The sequence below is a fragment of the Lysinibacillus sp. genome (assembly GCF_032093475.1).
Lineage (GTDB): Bacteria > Bacillota > Bacilli > Bacillales_A > Planococcaceae > Lysinibacillus > Lysinibacillus irui.
In genome coordinates this window covers 22,427-42,603 of sequence record NZ_DAMDAY010000003.1, presented here as the reverse complement: position 1 = coordinate 42,603, position 20,177 = coordinate 22,427, and the positions used below count along the sequence as shown (strand labels likewise).

At 32.6% G+C, this 20,177-nt stretch carries 16 protein-coding genes and 1 pseudogene; 3 read left to right on the top strand and 14 right to left on the bottom strand.

What is annotated here, in order from left to right:
* Window position 1: 1 nt before the first annotated feature.
* The gene (locus tag RT445_RS01400; RefSeq protein WP_009374044.1) at window positions 2-574 is read right to left on the bottom strand and encodes a DeoR family transcriptional regulator; all 573 of its coding nucleotides are present in this window, start codon (window positions 572-574) and stop codon (window positions 2-4) included.
* 337 nt (window positions 575-911) lie between these two features.
* On the opposite strand from RT445_RS01400, the pseudogene RT445_RS01395 reads away from it, so the two are divergent.
* Window positions 912-1,025 (top strand): annotated as a pseudogene (locus tag RT445_RS01395) (cytochrome c biogenesis protein CcdA); the annotation flags it as partial.
* 96 nt (window positions 1,026-1,121) lie between these two features.
* Here RT445_RS01395 and RT445_RS01390 read toward each other — a convergent pair.
* From RT445_RS01390 to RT445_RS01350, 9 genes are all read right to left on the bottom strand, one after another.
* Entirely contained in the window at window positions 1,122-2,963 is a 1,842-nt protein-coding gene (locus RT445_RS01390; protein ID WP_036079778.1) for a TnsD family Tn7-like transposition protein, read from the bottom strand.
* Window positions 2,964-2,982: 19 nt separating this feature from the next.
* Window positions 2,983-4,611, bottom strand: a complete 1,629-nt coding sequence (locus tag RT445_RS01385) for an ATP-binding protein (protein WP_036079781.1) — start codon at window positions 4,609-4,611, stop codon at window positions 2,983-2,985.
* The gene (locus RT445_RS01380) at window positions 4,608-6,758 is read right to left on the bottom strand and encodes a Mu transposase C-terminal domain-containing protein (RefSeq protein WP_009374050.1); all 2,151 of its coding nucleotides are present in this window, start codon (window positions 6,756-6,758) and stop codon (window positions 4,608-4,610) included. The genes RT445_RS01385 and RT445_RS01380 overlap by 4 nt, the downstream gene beginning before the upstream one ends.
* Window positions 6,739-7,572, bottom strand: coding sequence for a heteromeric transposase endonuclease subunit TnsA (locus tag RT445_RS01375; protein WP_009374053.1), 834 nt, complete (start codon window positions 7,570-7,572; stop codon window positions 6,739-6,741). Before RT445_RS01375 ends, RT445_RS01380 begins: the two co-directional genes overlap by 20 nt.
* Window positions 7,573-8,252: 680 nt before the next feature.
* Window positions 8,253-9,788 (bottom strand): multicopper oxidase family protein, encoded by a 1,536-nt coding sequence (locus RT445_RS01370; RefSeq protein WP_009374058.1) that lies wholly within the window; start codon window positions 9,786-9,788, stop codon window positions 8,253-8,255.
* 124 nt (window positions 9,789-9,912) lie between these two features.
* Window positions 9,913-10,452 (bottom strand): TVP38/TMEM64 family protein, encoded by a 540-nt coding sequence (locus RT445_RS01365; RefSeq protein WP_009374061.1) that lies wholly within the window; start codon window positions 10,450-10,452, stop codon window positions 9,913-9,915.
* A gap of 50 nt (window positions 10,453-10,502) precedes the next feature.
* Window positions 10,503-11,432, bottom strand: a complete 930-nt coding sequence (locus RT445_RS01360) for a C39 family peptidase (protein ID WP_009374070.1) — start codon at window positions 11,430-11,432, stop codon at window positions 10,503-10,505.
* 192 nt (window positions 11,433-11,624) lie between these two features.
* Window positions 11,625-12,206: a YdhK family protein gene (locus tag RT445_RS01355; RefSeq protein ID WP_009374071.1), complete on the bottom strand. Its 582-nt coding sequence runs from the start codon at window positions 12,204-12,206 to the stop codon at window positions 11,625-11,627.
* A gap of 734 nt (window positions 12,207-12,940) precedes the next feature.
* A complete protein-coding gene (locus RT445_RS01350) occupies window positions 12,941-13,867 on the bottom strand; it encodes a cupredoxin domain-containing protein (protein WP_051145745.1) in 927 nt (308 codons plus the stop codon).
* A 290-nt stretch (window positions 13,868-14,157) separates the two neighbouring features.
* On the opposite strand from RT445_RS01350, the gene RT445_RS01345 reads away from it, so the two are divergent.
* Window positions 14,158-15,078 carry a C40 family peptidase gene (locus RT445_RS01345; protein ID WP_009374075.1) on the top strand — a complete coding sequence of 307 codons (921 nt, stop codon included), beginning with the start codon at window positions 14,158-14,160 and terminating at the stop codon, window positions 15,076-15,078.
* A gap of 86 nt (window positions 15,079-15,164) precedes the next feature.
* On the opposite strand, the gene RT445_RS01340 is transcribed toward RT445_RS01345, so the two are convergent.
* The 4 genes from RT445_RS01340 to RT445_RS01325 form a co-directional block, all read right to left on the bottom strand.
* Window positions 15,165-15,782 carry an NAD(P)/FAD-dependent oxidoreductase gene (locus RT445_RS01340; protein ID WP_009374077.1) on the bottom strand — a complete coding sequence of 206 codons (618 nt, stop codon included), beginning with the start codon at window positions 15,780-15,782 and terminating at the stop codon, window positions 15,165-15,167.
* A 167-nt stretch (window positions 15,783-15,949) separates the two neighbouring features.
* A complete protein-coding gene (locus RT445_RS01335; RefSeq protein ID WP_009374078.1) occupies window positions 15,950-18,370 on the bottom strand; it encodes a heavy metal translocating P-type ATPase in 2,421 nt (806 codons plus the stop codon).
* An 81-nt stretch (window positions 18,371-18,451) separates the two neighbouring features.
* On the bottom strand, window positions 18,452-18,658 hold the full coding sequence (gene copZ, locus RT445_RS01330; RefSeq protein WP_009374080.1) for a copper chaperone CopZ: 207 nt from the start codon (window positions 18,656-18,658) through the stop codon (window positions 18,452-18,454).
* A 452-nt stretch (window positions 18,659-19,110) separates the two neighbouring features.
* On the bottom strand, window positions 19,111-19,440 hold the full coding sequence (locus tag RT445_RS01325; RefSeq protein ID WP_009374082.1) for a four-helix bundle copper-binding protein: 330 nt from the start codon (window positions 19,438-19,440) through the stop codon (window positions 19,111-19,113).
* A gap of 317 nt (window positions 19,441-19,757) precedes the next feature.
* On the opposite strand from RT445_RS01325, the gene merR reads away from it, so the two are divergent.
* Window positions 19,758-20,150: a mercury resistance transcriptional regulator MerR gene (gene merR / locus RT445_RS01320; protein WP_001863748.1), complete on the top strand. Its 393-nt coding sequence runs from the start codon at window positions 19,758-19,760 to the stop codon at window positions 20,148-20,150.
* Window positions 20,151-20,177 lie beyond the last annotated feature (27 nt).

The following is a 20,177-nucleotide window of genomic DNA, read 5'->3' as shown; positions in this document are numbered from 1 at the left end:
TTCAACTGTTCTTACAGGACAATTTAAGGTGTTGAGGAAATGATTTCATTATTTCGGAAAATGTAAGGACTTTACCTCCGAATCCTTTTACAAAGTTCTCTGCATATTCTTTAGTCTCAAATACCAACACTTGTGGGTAACAACAACGAATATGGACAGTAGTGTCTAAAACAAACCAAGCTAGATGAGCGCTAATCGTTGTCCCTGTTAAAAAATCGGTACAAATTGCTTGTGCTACCTCATCACCTAACTGTCGATGCCGCAGTATTCCACAATGGCTGCAACAAGCATTTTCACGTTCTCCATTTAAAAGAATTATCCTGTAAACCAATCGATCATCACACTTACGATGACAATACACACACTCGTCTTCCTCAACACGATGTATAGATTGATCCCTTATAAGTGTAATCCCACCATATGTCTTCATAATAAGCCCTTCTTCAATCAGAGGTTTTATATCTCGATGTATTGTCATCTCTGATACCTCAAGTGTTTGACTTAATTCTGAGATTTTCAAATTGTGTCTATATAGAATCATGTCACGTATAAGTTGTTGTCTCTCTGAAAGCATAGTTTCCTCCTGAATGTTATAACTTAACAAGATATAACATCATTTTATTACAGCAATTAGAATAATCAATATAAACCTCGGGATATTTTGTTACATAGTTATGTCAATTATCTATAAAATCTTCTGTAGATGCTCCCCCCACATGAATATGAGAGGTTGCATAGTATGTATTGAACTAAAAAACAGAAGCACAGTAGTTTCAATTACTGTGCTTCTGTTGCTAAATAGAAGAATAAATATTGCTTTGATTACAAACTTGTTCACTGTTCAAGTTCTTCTAGTCAATATGATTTGCACAGCATGCAACGTCTTTTTCCAGACAAAAAGTCATCTCATTATGAGCATTGGTGGATGGTTAATGATAGTAATGGGTGTGCTACTCTATTTTGACATGATGACAAAAATTATTGCTTGGTTTACTCCCTTCTTTGGTGGATTCACAGGATTTTAATTTTTCGATTTCAAAGATGAACAACACCATTATGACTACAACAAAAAAAGCCGTGTTTTCAGCTATGAACACGGCTTTTTGGTATCATTCTTTATATCAGAATTTTTGCTTCGCACTTATTATCTGCCTTTTTATTTCTATCTCTAACCCAGAATAAAATCTTTCACTGATTCCTGCTTTTCGCATTATTTTCCAAACTTCAAGTTCTTCATCTTTTAATTGATCTATAGCCCAACTAATACGCCTCTTTTGAAAATTGGTCGTATTTTCTTTAACACTCTCAATATACTTCATCGTATTGGGCAGTTTATTTACTCTTTTTTCTAACAACGATTTATTATTAATCATTTTACCTATACTGCTTACGGTTATTCTAACTGGTTTTTCTTTAGCACTTATATCTTCCACTGCTTTTTTTACCATGCCCAAGATGTGAAGGTCTCTCTGTACCCAATCAACTCTTTTATTAGTAACCCTATTTACTTTAACAACTGGGGAATGTTCCTTTAACCATTCCTTATCATTTCTATAAATTCGCATATAAAGTGATGGGTCTTTTTTTCTAAGTTCTGTTCTTGATAATATGGGGTATTGGTTAATTAAATCAAGCCATTTTTGCTTCAAATCACTTTTAATATGATTTTCCTTGTTCATAGGCTTACTATTTCTTTGCTTAGAATACTTAATAATTGTTTTGGTGTCGACTTTTAATATTTTTGAGCATGCTTTATAACTCAACTGTTCTATTTCAACCAATTGATGGAGTTTGCTCAACCAAGTATCACCTAACATCTTAATACGCCCTATATTTGTTTTATCCTCTTCTGTTTTATCTGGCCCCTTACGAGAATAAACAAAGCCACAGGCACAGGAGAAGGTTCCTACCGGCCTTTTAGTATCATAGCAACGAGTAACCTTTAAATTAGTTATTACAGGCTGTAGAAAGTGTTCTGCCGCAGGATTCAAACATAGATATGGCTCTTCACCAAATGGACTATATCGTTTATTTGCATACTGTTCAATTGTATCAACCGATTCACCTAAAAAATAAATGAACAGTAAATGCCGTACAGGATGAAAAGACTTTCGATGTTTTCTTGTTATTGCCCTTAACCAACACTGTCCTTCTACACCACTTGGAAATGATTGCATCAATATTAAAAAATCGACCTTAAACTTCTTAATAAAGTCTTCTTCTAATCGCCTTTGGTCGATTGTGCCGTTTGATTTTACATACCCTTCGCGATCCAATAGGTAATGATAAATCTCTAATAAATTTAACTGATCAAATTTATAATCCTTTTGATTTAAGTTGCTACTTTCTACAGCAAAATGACGTAGCAAATCAAAGTTTACTTTTGAAACATCACTTTTATTGCCCTTCTCTAAACTGTTTTCAATGTTTGAATAAAAATACGAAGAGTTTCCTTGCCTAATTAAGATTGAACTGTCTACAAGCAAGACAGAATGCTTTAAACAAATAAATACACTTGGTAATTGGTGATATGTCCGCCAATATGTTTCTCCATTCACTTGAATATCTTCTTCAAAGCAGTTAGGACAATAGCGAAAATACATAGGCTCTTTTACTGTCCCAGCCATTTGACCTGTTGAATAATGCAAGGAAGTATTGCCACAGCCATATAACATTTTATTTCGAACACTCTGTTTTATTTCTTTTGAAGTAAAATTTGTATAGTAGTTATACAATGTATGATAATTTATCCATTCATCAATACTCGAATTTAAAAAAGGATTTACTTTTTCTAATAATATCTCTAAATCAGTAGGTAAATCAGGAATAATATATGCTTTCTTTTTTCCAAACAAATCTAAAGTTGAATGTTTATTACTTAAATTCCCTGAACGTTTATGGTATCTAGCCAACACACTATATAATAGTTCATCTTTATAAATTGAAGGAAAAAATGCTAACATCTATTTTATTTACACACCCTTACATTATTAAGTCATCTAAAGGATTTTTAATATATCCTTCTTCACATAATGCCTCATAAGCAGAGCGTTTATTCTTCTTTCCTATATCAACTATTGATTGAAGTTTATTTACTGAAATATTGCCTTTCGCTTCATTTTTCTTTTCTTTCTTTCCCTCAATGTATTGGAGTGATAGAGTCATTAGTTGTGGAATTGTTGACTCAGGTGAATTTTTCAGTGCATATTTAGCAGCGTTTTCAGCAATTTTTTCTGAAACATCTAAATTAATTAAGGATAGGATTAATTTTTCTAGTATTGGAAGTTCTTTATTTGTACGATCTTGTGCCATCTTTTCTTTTTTCGCCTGAACCCTGGCCTTAAGGTCTAATACTGGCAATCTATTTAGAATATAATCTTCAATATCCATTGGAACAATATCTTCGTATTTTGCAATGTCGCTTTGATTTCCGGATTTAAGAGCCTCCAACATAGGTTGAAGAAGTTTCAAATCTTCTTTCACTACCTTTTGTATAAGTTTAGGGGTTATTTTTTCAAGGCCAGAATTGATTGCCCTCGCTTGTGCGAGTAAATACAACTTAACAGCAACATCCACAATTCCTTGGCTCTCTTCGTAAATCGTGTTTAATAATTCTTCTGTCAGTTCCGTATATTCATTCGTCCACTGATAATCCCACATACTTGTGATTAATACTTCCCAATCATCATCTTGTTTCATTTGCTGCCATACCATGTCGCCTTGGCCACTGCTTCTACGTGCTTGTCTGAAATCCTTTTGTAATAATGCCTTGGCTTTCATGGTTCCAATAAACATTACTGGTACTCCTATTTCATTCACTAGCGTTACAAAAAAATTCATCATCATTTCTGATGCAGCACCTGATGCAGATAACGAGTGCTGAACCTCATCAATGATTAGAGCGCCTATTGAGTGTAAACGAGCGACTTGCCCCATACGAGTTACCATTGAACTAACTGAATTTGATGGCTTACCATACTTTTCAAAATAATTAGTACCTGTCAACGAATCAACTTTTTTGAAAAAGTCCATACAAAGAGTTTTTAATGATCCATCATGTGGACAATCCAATTTTAACCATACAATTTGAATCAAATTGATTGGATTTTGATGCAATATTACTTGCGGATAAAGAGATAGTACCCTTTCTATCGCAGATGTTTTACCTATTCCTGGATATCCCATTAAAGTGAAACTTGAAGCAGAAGAACGTATATCTGGCGGTAATCCAATTTCCTCTTTATTAACAAGCTTGTTGTGTAAATCAAGTAATGCTTGAACATGTTTTTTATGTAATGGATTTCGATTAACATATCCATACCTAATGAAACCTGAAAAACGCTGTTCTAGATTTAAGGTTTGATTTATAGGCTGATAAAATCTTGATAATCTTAGTAAAGCATGGTAACGATGATGACTTGATAAATTTCTTTCACTATTATGAAACATAGGTATAAAGCTAAGTTGATCAAACGCTTCTTCTTTAGAGAGTATCGGAGGTAACGCTTCAATAAGGGGATTCCCTTTATAATCAATTATTTCTTGTTCACGATACTCTGCCAATAGAACTTCAATACCACTCTCTAATTCAATTGTCTTCCCATTTTTCATTCCTTCTTCTTCCTTCTTTGCTTTTTAAATAATTCCATTATCGTAGATGTTTCAGTTTTTTCATCTTTCTGCTCAGAAGGTGCAAAAGAAATAATGTTTTTATCATTATCAATCTCAGTTACACCTATTTGAAATGCCTCATACTCTCTTCGTAAACTTTTTTCAACTTCCCGATTTTCTCTAATATTTTTTATTTTTTCCGTTTTAGTGATTTTATTATTTTCATCTTGATTTGGTGTCTTAATTGCCTCATCCACTATTCCTTCAATTTTAGAATAAAAATTAATTTCTTCTTGTAACAAACTATGACTTTCAATTTTATATGTGTTTTGTTCAATCATTAATAATTGTTCAATTTCTTCAAGTACTTTATTTTTGTATCTCTCCTGATGATCTAAAAGGAAGCAACTTTCAAAAAGTGATTTATCATTAATGTGCAGATAAATAATGTCCATGTTTCGAGGATCGTATGAAATATCAACTGTCCAACTTTTCTTTGTTCTAGCTTGTACAAACCAAGATTCCTTTATAGCTGTTTCACAGCTAAATAACCTATTTTTAAACTTTATTCCCTTTGAGGTTACTGTAGCTGTATCTCGTGGCAATAAGTAAAACTTTATAGTATTAGGATGTTCCTTCCTTAGCTTACCTGCTCTATTTTTAATGCCCCAATTCCAGAGTTTAAGAGGAGTCGGTTTTACATTTTCCCGTATCATCTGCTCATCTCTTAGATAATCCTTCATATAGTGATTTTTGTTATAAAATAAAACAAAATTGATTAGAATTTTTGTATATTGATCTATAGTTAACTTAGCTTCTAAACGATAATCACTAGCCCCACGTTCCCTAAAATCACTCTGTATGTAACCTGGTAAGAACGGCTTTATTTTACTTTGTGAAGTATCGAACAATTTTTCCACAATTCCCTTCCAATCTGGTCGAAAAGCAGGATTATTCTCCACTACCAAATCCAACCCTTCAATTAAACTATTCACGTTATATCCCTCCAACTCACCTCTATCCCCTAGAATAATTTCAGGAAGATGCGCAGATGGCCACATTTCATTTGAAATTTCTATACCATATCTACTGCAATATTCCTTTTTATCTGATGCTGCATTTGCTATTGCCATCATCATTCCTGCCCAAGAAGGACCTTCAAATCCGATATACATTCCTGTAATCATATGTGTATATACGTCCACCACAAAATATATAATTGGTTTACCTACAATATAATCAGAATTAAAACTAGATACCAGATACACATTACCAATAGTCGCATCTATTTGATATCGTGATCCTGGCCCCATGACTTCATAAGTTGAAGATCCTAATATTGCTCGATGATCTCGTTCAAATTTTTTCTCACCTTCTCGACTTACTATTTTTTGTTCAATACCAAATTCTTTGTTGTGCCAATATCTAAATTGTCTTAATGAAGGAATTTTATTTTCATCCTGTATTACTATATATTTTGTTCCGTTTTCGTAACGAACTTCATCTGCATAGAACTCCTTTATCATCATTTTATATGCGAATGACAATGAGTTTCTCTTGCTTGTAAAATAGTACCTTTTAATCGATTTACGAAATATTTCCCTTGTTTCATCGGTTACATTTATTCCTACACTGTTAGTGGTTCTAGGTTTTCCCCTTTTCAAAGTACCACTTTTTTTATTTCTTCCCTTACCTCCAGAGTTACTATAATCCGGAAGCAAACTATTCATAGTTTTTCCTCTCTGCCAGTACTTTCTCAAATATTTATAAGCAGTCATTTTTGTACATACTTTATTATTTACAAGTTCATTTATTAGCTGCCCACGTTCTTTTTTCTTATAAATTGAAGGTTCATCATTCACTAAGTTTTTGATAATTGCCCACGCTGTGTCTCTCTTTTGTTTCATTCCCTCAGGTAAATTAATGTGGTTAATTAGTATGTTTGTGTGATCAGATTCGAATTTGGAGTATGAATTTTCTATAAATCCTTGATGTATATCTTTAACTTTTAAAAGGAATGGTAAGGCATTGGAATCTTCTATATCAATTGCATATGTAACGATGTTACTTTCATCAATCCAAAGTAGACGATATACTTTATTACACGTCAAGTCTTTAATTAATTCATTAACTGATATTGTAATCAATGTTATCCTCCTTAGAAACATTCATAATAATTTGATCTAAAGTTAGATTGCTTGGGTTAATTTTCTTACTCATATCAATCGAAATATATTTTCGAGCTATAAAATGTTTTATATAACTTAAAGATGAGCCTGTTTCTAAGTTATAATCCTCATCAAATTTATTACAAACTACTAATAAACTCTCTTCGCTATCTTTTTTTAAAATCAATAAATGCAATAATAAAGTAGAATAGCTTATATCTTCTTCTGCTAAATAATAAGATTTATGTATCCATAGAATATTGTTTGCTAGTTGTTTAGGAATTTCCTTTTCAGTTATGACCCCCCAACTTATTCCTTGTATCTCCCAATACTCTCGTTCAATTTCAAACTTTTCAATTACTCGTTTATCTTCAAGTTGTTCACTTGGTTTTACAGTTCTAGCGATATATTTTCTTTCAGAGTTTTTTACTACTGTTATAAAGAAATCTGTTGTCATATCTATCGGTATACCTGAACTATTATCTTTAGAGTGCTTAATTCCTTTCTCTTCAGCTATACGAATAGTTGTTTCAACATTTAAAGGAAACTGTTCTCTTATGTCTACCACTGTATCTTCCCAATCTAATAAGAGAAAAAAGTCTCTTTCCAAGTTAGACAACAATTCATGCTGTCTCTTCGCGGTCCACCCTATTAATCGAGAAGCATTTCCTTGTGACGATATATCTTGTATTTTAATCCAAGGTATATAATTTGATAGTTCCCCTTGACCTCGTCCTTCTTTAATATAGTCATTTCTTTTTTTCTCAGACCAACCGTATTTCCTTTTAGACATGTAAAGCACCGCCTCGTCGACATAATTATGGTTCAAAAAAATAATTTCTAAAATTATTATAACTTTTTGACTTACTTGTAGTTTAATTTATTCCATTTTATAAAAGTATTTATATTACAATCGTTTACACATAAAAAACGTCCTTTAAAGAGTGGACGTTTGCTAATTTTAGTAAGAAAAATACTATACTTTCTTCGATTCACATTATGTTTTTAACAGCCCTTGATTATATACAATCCACTTCTCCAATTCTCTTTCTACCGCTCGATTTTGCCATTCAAACCAAATCCCAATACACTCACTACAATGACTGTCAACACCGATTTTATTATGCAAATCCTTACATGTAAAAATGGTCTTTTTACGACACTTATAACAGTAGATTTCAATCTCTTTATAAAATTCCATAAATATTACCTTTCATTTTATTTATATTCATTTCCATTAAAGGGACAAAAAATACATAAAATCATTAAGGTATTCTTTTGTATTAACTAAATAAAAATGTTGTTAAGTTGTTAAAAATTTCAATTGAAATTTTAGAAAAAAGATTGAGTATTTCTATAGGGTAGGTTATTTAATATGAACCACGACCAATAACCCTAGATATAAGAGTTATGTAATAGAAACCAATAAAAAAACCTCCATGGTATTTGGAGGTTTTAATAATCTATTTATATTTAATTTACTTCAACTTGCCCCATCATACCATTTTCTTCATGTTCAAGGACATGGCAGTGGAACATGTATATGCCCTTATTATTAAACTTCACTGCTAATTTAACTGTTTGACCAGCTTCAATTGAGACAGTATCCTTCCACCCTTTTAAATTTAAAGGAGGTTCTTGACCATCAATCGACACGATTTTAAATTGAGTGCCATGTATGTGGAAAGGATGTGTCATACCACCCATCATATCAGGTTTATTATAAATTTCCCAAATTTCAGTCTCACCCTGCTTTTGAGTGAAATCAATGCGATTCATATCAAACTGGTTTCCATTTATAGAAACCATTGTCCCCATACCAAATAGTTCAAGCTTCTTAGAAACTGGTAAATTTTTCTCTTCTTCAGTAACACTAAAATCATTTAATTTTTCTGAAATTTTACTTGTACTTGTAGTCTTTTGTTCAATTTTAAATGGTAAAAGGGTAGTACCTTCATCATTTATTAATGCTATATCAGTCTTGTCATCCATTTTTGAAAAGTCCACTATTACCTCTGCTCGCTCACCTGGTGTTAAGGTAATTTCTTTCATATCAGTTGGTTGATTTAAGAAACCACCATCAGTAGCAATTTGTTGGAATGTATCTCCGGTATTCAATTTAAAAGTATAATTACGAGCATTAGAACCGTTTAATAAACGAAGTCTTACTTTTTCTTTACCAACTGTAAGTTTAGGATTCAACGTACCATTAATTAATAAAGTATCTCCAATTGTACCATCTTCATTAAGGACTGCTTGATAATTTAATTGCTTTTCTTCAGTAAATTGTCTATCTTGGAATACTAATGGAAAATCATTCACACCATATTCATTTGGTACATTGATTTCTTGTGAGTTTTCATCATCTATATAAATTAAACCAGCTAAACCTTTATATACTTGCTCTGCTGTAGCACCTTCTGGATGTGGATGGAACCACAGCGTAGATGCTCCCTGATTAACTGTAAAATTTACATCTTCTGTTACACCTGGCTCTAGGACTTGATGTGGGCCGCCATCACCATTTCCAGGGATTTCTAATCCATGCCAGTGAAATGTTGTTGGTTCAGATAAATCATTTTTAGTTCTAAACGTTACCGTTTGATCTTTATTAATACGAATGATTGGCCCTAAAAAGGAACCATTATATCCATATGTCTCTGTTTTAGTTCCCTTAAAGATTTCTGTTGTTCCTTGTTGAGCAGTAATATCAACAATTCCATTTTTAGGTTCAATAATAGGTGGGAGCGCAAGCTCATTTTCCCCATTTGAATTATTTAATGCTAATGGATTGTTATGACTCGCATGACCATTTTCCATGCTACTATCTTTATTATCCATACCCTCCATGTTTTTCATTTCTTCATCACTCATATTGGAATGGTCCATACCAGACATATTAGAATGGTCCATATTTGAATTATTATTAGATTCCGAATTACCCGCACTACATCCTCCAATTATAATAGCGCCTACTAATAATGAAGTAATCAAAAGTTTAGATTTCATTATGTTTCCTCCTTTTATTCTTTACATAGGCACTATAACAAATAAATATGGAGAATTTATGGATTTGAAATTAAATGAGACAAATATTAACCACTCTATCTAAGAAAACTTTGAATAACTTTTTTTATTTCTTAACTTTCCAAATCAAAATGATAATTGAAATTAATAAGATACTTATTACAATTTTCCATATTAAATTTACTTGCATAAAACCATATACTGCACCTGCTTCAAAGATTAAAGCTGGTATTTTTCCAATCGTACTAGCAAGCGTAAATGTGCCTAAAGACACCTTAGAAAATGCACTAGTAAAAGTCACAAGACCTGATGACATAAAAGGTAAAATCCTTAAACTGACAATTATCCAAAATGCATCAGAACCTTCCAACTCCTTTAATTTTAAAAGTTTAGGGTGCAATACGAACGGTCTTTTCCATTTATTGATTCCTTTTCTATATAAAATAAAGCTAATAACTGCACCAATTGATTCACCGATAATAGAAATCAGCAAACCGTTGAATACTCCAAAAAACACAAGGTTAGTGGCTGTAACAAAAACACTTGGTAGTACACCTATAATACTAACCAAAGTATTTATCATTAAACTAACCAAAATTGCAAATAATCCAGATTGTTCTAGTAAATGAAGTAATTTTTCTTCCATGATTAAACGCTATCTTTTTTAACCTATTACTTGCATATAATGAACTATTGTTAATAAACAACAACTGCCTGTTCGCCTAATGCTTCATAACTATTAAAAAATGCTCCCTTATCCAATGTTATAATTCCCTTACGTGGATCCATTACTTCCACAGTAGTATCTCCCACAGATAATAGTACCATTGTATGTAAATTTTGATACATTTGATGGTATTCACCTGTTTCTTCAATAATCCATCCCCCTTTAACCTTTGGTGGTGAGAGGTCCAATGTTACCCATGTAATAACTGGTATTCCCTGTCTAATATAATTTGTTATTTCTTTTATTGTTCTTCCACTAATATTTTTTGCTTGTAAATCTAACTTTCTCTCTGTGATAAAATTATTAGCTGCTTTGACAATTGGTTCGGCAAAAACATATGTACCCGTTTCTAGATTACTTGGCTCGCCGCCATATGCTTGATTAGGATTTGGCCCATACTTTTTTTTCATTTTGTATTCAAAAGATTGTTTAGGTAAATAATTTTGATCCATTTCTAATTTAGATGTTTCTGCACCATAGTAATTAAGTACTGCTGTAAGAGTAGTTATTTCACACCCATTTGGTAGTTCAGGATTTTGTAGAATTACAGGTACTCCAAATCCTTTATTATGATTTACTGCATATGTTTGAACCAATATGGATTGTGTAGATGACGTATACGTAAATTTTTTTTCTGTTAAATACATCCCTGTTGTAAAATTGTCTGGACTCCCTACTTTTACTGTATAAGTTTCATTTGGTTGTAAATTATAAAATTCTGCCTCACCTTTATCCAAACTAATTGTTGAATCTATTTCTTTCCCTTCTTCATCGAGTAATTCCACATATAGATCATTAAGTGGATCTCCACTAAAATATTCAACTGTTAAAACTGCTATTTTATTTGAATTGATATTTTCGTTTGTACAACCCTTTAAAAAAACTACTAATACTCCCAAAGTGAAGATAATTCCTCTCTTTCTAATTTCCCACGCCTCCTCAGTTATTGTTATATTATTAAAAATGAATATAACGAATAATTATGGAGAAATTATGGATTAAAATTAAAGGATATTATAGAATTTCTAAAACTAAAAAAGATGTCCAATTTGTCAAAATTGACTCGTCGAACATCTTTAAGTATTTAATTTTTATGGAGAAGATAATTCACTTTCCGTTAGCCATTTATGATTTTTTATTTTTTCACCATTAGTAGAAGTGTAGTCAACCACATACACAGTAGTTTCTTCTGCGGAATCAATTTTTGCAGTTACCCCTTCCATACCCTCCATATGATTAGCATTTATAATAACCTGTGTTCCTGGTTCAAATGGCTCTGAACCAGCACCTTCTATTTCTTCTTGAATGACCCACTTATGATTTGTTACTCGATTTCCACCATTTGTAGGAGCGTAAGATATAGTATAGACTATTGTATCGTATGCCCCTACAATTGTTGCTTCAGCTCCATCCATGCCTTTCATGTGATCTGCATGAATTATTGCTTTTGTCCCAACTCCAAACTTAGGATTTTCAGCTTCTTTTAAACCTTCAGGAAGTTCATTTGAACTAGGATTCATTTCAGAATGGTCCATACCTTCCATATCTTTCTCGGCCATTTCATTTGTCTGCATTTCTTGTTGACTTTCTTTCTTATTTGTATTTCCTGTACATGCAGAAAGCATTAATGCAGCAACTATAGTAACAAGACTCATTATAATTTTTTTCTCCATCATAGTCCTCCTACTCGCAGGCTTGAATTTTTGTATTCCCAATCATCATAAATTTACTTTAGGGATATTTCATACGAGTTTTTCTTTATTTAGAATCACCAAGAAAATTTAATATATACATTTTAAAGATACCTTCCTTATTCATTTTTAAAACCTGGATTGTCAAAAATGTTGAAACAGCAAAAGGGGTAAGGAGCTTTTTTTAAATTAATTCATATAATGAGATTAACCAATTTTTTAAGGAGTAGATAACCATTGATAACGAAGCTTTTAAAACATTTTCTGATTCTCAATTATTAATTGAATCTATTGAAAAACTAGGTGATGAATTATTTGCATTAACTGTGGAAATTGCATTGAATGTCTTAAAGACTGTAAGTAGTGAAGATGGCCAATTTACAAGCGATTTTTCTTCGCCATCAAGTTACTTGCAACAACAGATAGATTATTTGATTTCTGAATTAAAAATGGTAAACGAAATTATACAAAGTAATGAAAACGAAGCAAAATAATATTTGTGATTGTATCCATATGCTTCAAAATTAATACCCTACTTTTATTTGAGACTAAACATTTTTTATTTCACCGTCATCTTATTTATCAAAAAATAGAGCTTATCTAAATATATAGATATACCTTATGCCCTGTTAATAATAACTGGGCATTTTCAAATAAGTATCATTGTATTTAATTTGACAACTCCATTTGTATATCAATTACAAAATCAAAGCTAATTACTTAATTATAAACTTGCCAACCATACCAAGCTCCTTATGTCCTGGAATAGTACAAACAAATTGATATTCTCCTGTATTAATGGGAGTAAAACTCATTTTTTCTGTATTTTTAGGCCCAACATGGAGATGAATCATATTCTCCTCCTTTTTGTGATGTACATGATTATTACTACTAATAGTATTTGATGTTGGTATTGTAACTTCAATATCATGTTCTATATTATCTTTATTAATTAATTCTAATGAAACCGGTTGATTCTTCTCCAAAATTACTTCAGAGGGCGAATACTTCATATTTTCTGTTTCTATAGAAATAATCTTAATCTCTTTCTTTTCTAATTTATTTTGAGCGTTCGAGTGTAGATTATGATCCACTAAAGAAGAGTCTTTAATAAAGTTTATTTGTTTTTCGGCAAAAGGAATGCCCCCAAAAAAGTAGAAGAGTATAAAAACCGAAAAGAAGAAGGGTGTTAAAAAGCCCATTTGACTTTGGAATGTTTTTTGACTTTTACTTGGAAGTAGCGCAAATAAAAAAATAGTGAAAATTGATAGCAACAGAAAAATTCTTATTAATACAATGGATTGCCCGCCATCCACCATTTCACCTAACATTGCCCCCATCATACCAGCCATTAAACCTGCCATTAAACCTTCTAACATAGGTAATAATCCAAAGTTGCAACCACTTAAAAAGCCAATGCTTGCACCGAGAATAATTGAAATAATCGTTGAGTAAAACAAGTTCCCTTGAAAGGTAACTCCAAAAAGTATTCCTAATGTTAGCCCTACATTCATACTAAAAAACATTGAAATAGTCATACCTTGCATAGGCTTAATAGTCTTTTTCATAATTCTTGAAACCATTATGACAATTAACAATAAAAACATTAGTGATACTAAGACAAACATTTGATAAAATCCCACATATCCATCCTTTAACAATTTAATTAGCCTGTCTAAAATACACACCGTATACCTTATATAGGTATGCTCGAAAGAGAGTATTTATTTTATTATTACTTGATTTAAGTTTTATTTATCTTCAAGTAACATCACCTAGTTATTATTGCAGTGAGATTACACCGAGTATATTAAGTCACCAATTTTAATATTCTGCACAAATCAGTAATATAAATGAAAAATTTAGTATCTCTATTCCATGCTATTCTTACTTTAATCAAAAAAGCGATTGCTTTTCGAAAGGAGTAAGTTTAGTGAAAAAGAGATGGTTACTACCGGTTTTTGCGTCATTTGTAATTTTTTCAGGAATAGGTATGAATGATGCTGAAGCAGCATCAGTTACTGATTTGACGAGTACAGCGAAAGATTATATAGGAGCTCCTTATAAATATGGTGGGAATGATATTAATACAGGTGTAGATTGTTCAGCATATACAAAGTTTATATTTTCTAAGTTAGGTATTTCTTTAGAGCGCACATCTAAAGACCAATATCAGCAAGGTACTTCTGTTTCTAAAGATAGTTTAAAAGCAGGTGACCTCGTATTTTTTAATACTTCAGGCAACGGCATATCTCACGTTGGAATATACATAGAGAATGGTAATTTTATATCAGCTACTCCAAGTTCGGGTGTTAGAATTGATAAATTAAACGATCCTTACTATTGGGGTTCTCGTTATATAGGTGCAAAACGTATTGCAAACTTTACTACAAATGAAATAGCTCAAGCAGAAGTTAAAGGTGAAGAGATAGACTTTTCCATTTATGCCTCACGTGGAGCAGTAGCCATACAGCTTGCTAAAGCTTTAGCATTAGATACAAGTGATACAAACTCAAGTTTCCCTGATGTTAAATCATCTTCTGAACAAGCTGGAGCTATAGTAGCACTAAAAAAACTTGGAATTTTTAATGGAGATAGTAATGGTAAATTTAACCCAAATTCACCGATTACTCGCGGTCAATTAGCAAAGGTTTTAGTTGAAGCATTTGATTTAGAACAACAAGGAGAACCAAAGAATTTTACAGATGTAACGAGTACTCATTGGGCCAAAAATTTTATAGCAGTTCTTTCATCAAATAAGATTACGCAAGGTAAAGGTGATGGCACATTTGGCGTAAACGACAAAGTAACATTAAATCAATTAAATATCTTTATAGAACGATTAACTCGATAAATTTTGTTCGAGGACTTAAATTAAAAATGGCGGCTCATTTATTCAGAGCCGCCATTATAACCTTCCCAGAACTTCTTAGAGTAAAACTAATTTATTAACTCTTCTTTTCCTATCCGTTTTAAAAATTTGAAAAACGTTTCTCGTTTTTTTCCATTCTGTGAATATACATTTATAATCTTTTCTATTTTATCGTACAATTCATCTGGTGTTAGATTCTCTTGCAACAAAGATCCCACCTCTGCATCTTTCCCTTTTGCTTTTCCTCCAACATATAAATTGTAATGGTCTTTAATTTTCATAATCCCTATATCACTTAACATTGGTTCACCGCAACCAACAGGGCAACCTGTGTATGCAACTTTAAGAGTGAATGGTACAGCTTTTCCTGCTATACGATTATTTATTTCTTTTGCTACTGGCATCCCCTCTTCTTCTTCTCCTTTGCAAAAATTACATGTTCTCAAACTCTTTACAAAGTTGCCAACTGGATAACAAGATAAATTAACACGGTTGAATTCTTCAATTATTTCTTCTTTTTTATTTTCCGGAATTTCTAGATAGAGTTGTTGGAAGGTTGTTAACTCAAGCTGTGCGTCGTCTTCCATATATTTGGTGATCGTTAAAAGTTGTTTAGAATTTAGTTTTGCCCCAAATTCTATTCCCCCATTAACGGCAATTTTAATTTTTTTATCTTCATTACTCATACCAATTTTCCTCCATACTTTCCCAAACAATTAATTTATTTTGCTCTTTACCTACCTAAGGATGGTTTATCTGATGAAAATAGTAAGTTAAATTATGTCAGTTAAACTATTGCGTATTTCTTTATAAGTAAACCCAATAGAGTAAAGTTTACAATTGAATTAAAGGGTTATTTATTATCTAATTTTACTCTTTGTAAGCGTAATGCATTTAAAACTACAGATACAGAACTAAATGCCATCGCCGCACCTGCTACCCATGGAGCAAGTAGACCTATTGCAGCAATAGGAATACCCAAAGTATTGTAGGCAAATGCCCAAAATAGGTTTTGCTTAATATTCCGCATTGTTTTTCGACTCATTAAAATAGCATCTGCAATACTATTTAAATCGCCACGAATTAACGTAATATCAGCAGCTTCCATGGCAACATCCGTTCCTGTACCAATGGCCATACCGATATTTGCTGTGGCCAATGCCGGAGCATCATTAATACCATCTCCCACCATCGCTACATTTTTCCCTTGTGCTTGTAGCTTTTTCACCTCGTCTGCTTTACCTTCAGGCAATACTTCAGCGATAACTTGATTCACGCCTACTTCTGTTCCTATCGCTTGAGCTGTACGTTCATTATCACCAGTCATCATAATGACTGTAATGCCCATATTCTGTAGTCGGTGGATTGCCTCTTTTGACGTATCTTTAACTGTATCAGCAACAGCTACTAAGCCTGCATACTGACCATTAATGGCAGCAAGCATTGCTGTTTTACCGTTTCGCTCTAACTGCTCCATTGTTGGTAAAATATTATCAATATTGATTCCGTATTGTTGCATTAATTTTCGTGTACCAATGACAACTCCTTGACCTGACACAGTTGCCTGCACACCATAACCTGGAATAGCCTCAAAAAATTGAACTTCTCCTAATGCTATGCCACGTTTTTCTATGCCCTGTACTATAGCTTCTGCTAACGGATGCTCTGACTGTTTTTCAGCAGCCCCAATTAATGATAAAAAACGAGCTTCCTCCTGCTCTGAATCTAAAAGAACGTCTGTAAGAACAGGCTTACCATGTGTTACTGTACCTGTTTTATCTACAACCACTGTATCAATACTTTGTGTTTGTTCTAAATGTTCTCCACCTTTAAATAAAATACCAAATTCAGCTGCACGACCTGAACCTGCCATTATGGAGGTTGGCGTTGCTAACCCAAGCGCACAAGGGCAAGCGATTACAAGTACTGCAATTAAGACCTCTAAAGCTGGTGTAAATTCTCCTGGGCGAACCCAAATGATCCAAACTAAAAATGTGACAATTGCAATGCCAACAACAATTGGTACAAAAACCCCCGAAATTTGATCTGCTAAGCGTTGAATTGGTGCTTTTGATCCTTGAGCATCCTCAACCACTTTAATGATTTGTGCTAACGCTGTGTCACGACCAACCTTTGTCGCTGTCATTTTAATAAATCCATTTTTATTAATCGTCGATCCAAATAATTGATCGCCTTGCTTTTTATCAACTGGTAAACTTTCACCTGTAAGCATTGATTCATCAACAGCTGTTGTTCCCTCTATTACCTCACCATCTACAGGTATCTTTTCACCTGGTTTCACTAGAATAACATCGCCAATGATAACTTCTTCTAAAGGAACCTCTTTTTCTACACCGTCACGTACAACAATAGCGGTTTTAGCTTGAAGTCCCATTAGTTTTTTTATGGCTTCAGATGAGCGTCCTTTTGCTTTGGCTTCAAATAATTTACCTAATAATATTAATGTAATTAATACAGCACTCGTTTCAAAATAAAGATTTGGACCATGATGCGACCCTATCGTCACAATCGCTTGATAAACACTATAGAAATAAGCTGCTGATGTCCCCATGACCACAAGTACGTCCATATTAGCACTACCATTACGTAAAGCTTTATATGCCCCTACATAGAATTGCTTACCAACAATAAATTGCACAGGAGTAGCCAATACCATTTGGATCCACGGATTCATTAGAAATTCTGGGACATATAAAAATGATGTAAAGGAAAAATGTCCAACCATCGTCCAAAGCAGCGGTAAAGAAAGAATAGCCGATAAAATAAATTTTCGTTGTTGCTGTTTAATGGCCTTTTCTCGATGGTCCACTGTTTCCTGTTCATCAGCCTTTTGATGAGCCCCATAGCCCAATTTCTCCACCTTCGCAATGATGTCTACGATTGACACTTCAGATGGATTAAACTCAATCATTGCTTTTTCCAGGGCTAAGTTAACATTGGCAGAAGAGATACCACTTAACTTATTTAACCCTTTTTCAATGCGAGTTGCACAAGCTGCACATGTCATACCTGTAATATCAAGTTCCGCCTTTTGTTTAACAACCCCATAACCAAGTGCTTCTATTTTTTTTTCGAAATCTTCTTCACTTAATTTTGCTGGATTGTACTTAATAGATGATTTTTCAAGCGCTAAATTAACAGTCGCTTGTTCCACACCATCCATTTTATTTAAACCTTTTTCTATACGAGTTGCACAAGCTGCACAGGTCATTCCTGTGATCTGAATGCTCGCTTCTTTTAATGTATTACTCATGATGCTGTTCACCTTCCTCATACCCAATAGGGGTATATATTTTTGAAAACAAGAGAGTGCATTTATGCACTCTCAAAAATATTATTTTACCTCATATCCCTGTTCTTCTATTGTTTCCTTAATTTTCTCAAGCGATACTTGGGATTCATTAAACGATACTTCAACTTGTGCATCTTTTAAATTCACGTTTACTTGATCAACACCTTCTAATTTCCCTAAACTTTTTTCAACAGTATTTACACAATGACCACATGACATTCCAGTTACCTTTAAGATTCTATTTTCCATAAAAATCCCTCTCTTTTGAAATATTTTTATAAAATGTAAAAGGGTATTAATAATTTTTTTATATTTCCTTTTAACTTTCGAATTGTGATTTTAACTTATATTGGCTTCATCACTTTTAATGCAGTTTATCATTATCAAACAAGCTTTCTTTAAACGATAAATTTGTAATTACATCATCACCGTAAATTATCAACCTCCTCTAAACACACATTCATGTTACCATACCCCAGTTAGGTATGTAAAGTGGTGTTTTAATTTACTATATGCGTCACTAATTATGCAGTATATGTTAAATATCACGTTTATTTAACATTCAAACACTGTGACTTAATTAAATTTTTTAGCAGTCCATCAAAAAACTCTGCTCCTAAATAAGCAGAGTTTAAAACATTTTCGCGTTAGAAGAATTACTTTTATTTATCATTGATTCTTCATTTATAAAATCAAATCTTCTACACAGCCATTTTTTTACATACTTCAGCGCATCGGTAACATGTTTCTGCACATTCTTGGCAATGTTTATGATGTTCATGTTTTTTACAAACATCACCACATGCCTGACAAATCTCAGCACATAATTGACAAATTTGCTTTACGAATGGACTACCAGACTGCATCGATTTAGCAGAAAATGCACAAATATCGGCACATTCTCTAAGGGTACGAATGCACTCCGCTAACATTTTAACATCATCTTCTTCTAGACATTCATGATAACATTTATTACATTCCTTCATACACTCTAGACAAGCTTTAATACATTCTTCATAGCTCATTTTCAATTTTAAATACCTCCTGTTAATTTAGTCTGTCTTATTATAACCACTCCTATTTACTATATACCCCATTCAATCATAACTAATCTTCCCTATTGATATTAAACGGGTCTTCGGAATATATAGTGGAATTACTTTCTTAATAGTTTAAAAACAACTGGTGTTTAAATCGGATTTTCTGGTGGGATGTTAGGATAATCAATAGTATTATATAAAAGTATCAATCACATACGAGTGATACTTTGGGAAAAAAATAAAATAGTCCAATTTACTTGACCGTGTACTATGGTACACGGTTTATAATATTCATGGGGTGAAATAAGATGATTTATCGCATTAGTGAGTTTGCAGATAAATGTGGAGTTAATAAAGAAACGATCAGATATTACGAGCGAAAAAATTTATTACAAGAACCTCACCGAACGGAAGCTGGTTATCGGATATATTCATATGATGACGTTAAGCGTGTTGGGTTTATTAAACGAATACAGGAACTTGGTTTTTCTTTAAGCGAGATTTATAAATTACTTGGTGTTGTAGATAAAGATGAAGTTCGTTGTCAAGATATGTTCGAATTTGTTTCTAAAAAACAAAAGGAAGTGCAAAAACAAATAGAGGATTTAAAACGAATTGAAACTATGTTAGACGACTTAAAACAACGATGTCCAGATGAAAAGCAATTACATTCGTGTCCAATAATAGAAACATTAACATGAGAGATTAATTAACGAAAGGAGCTTTTT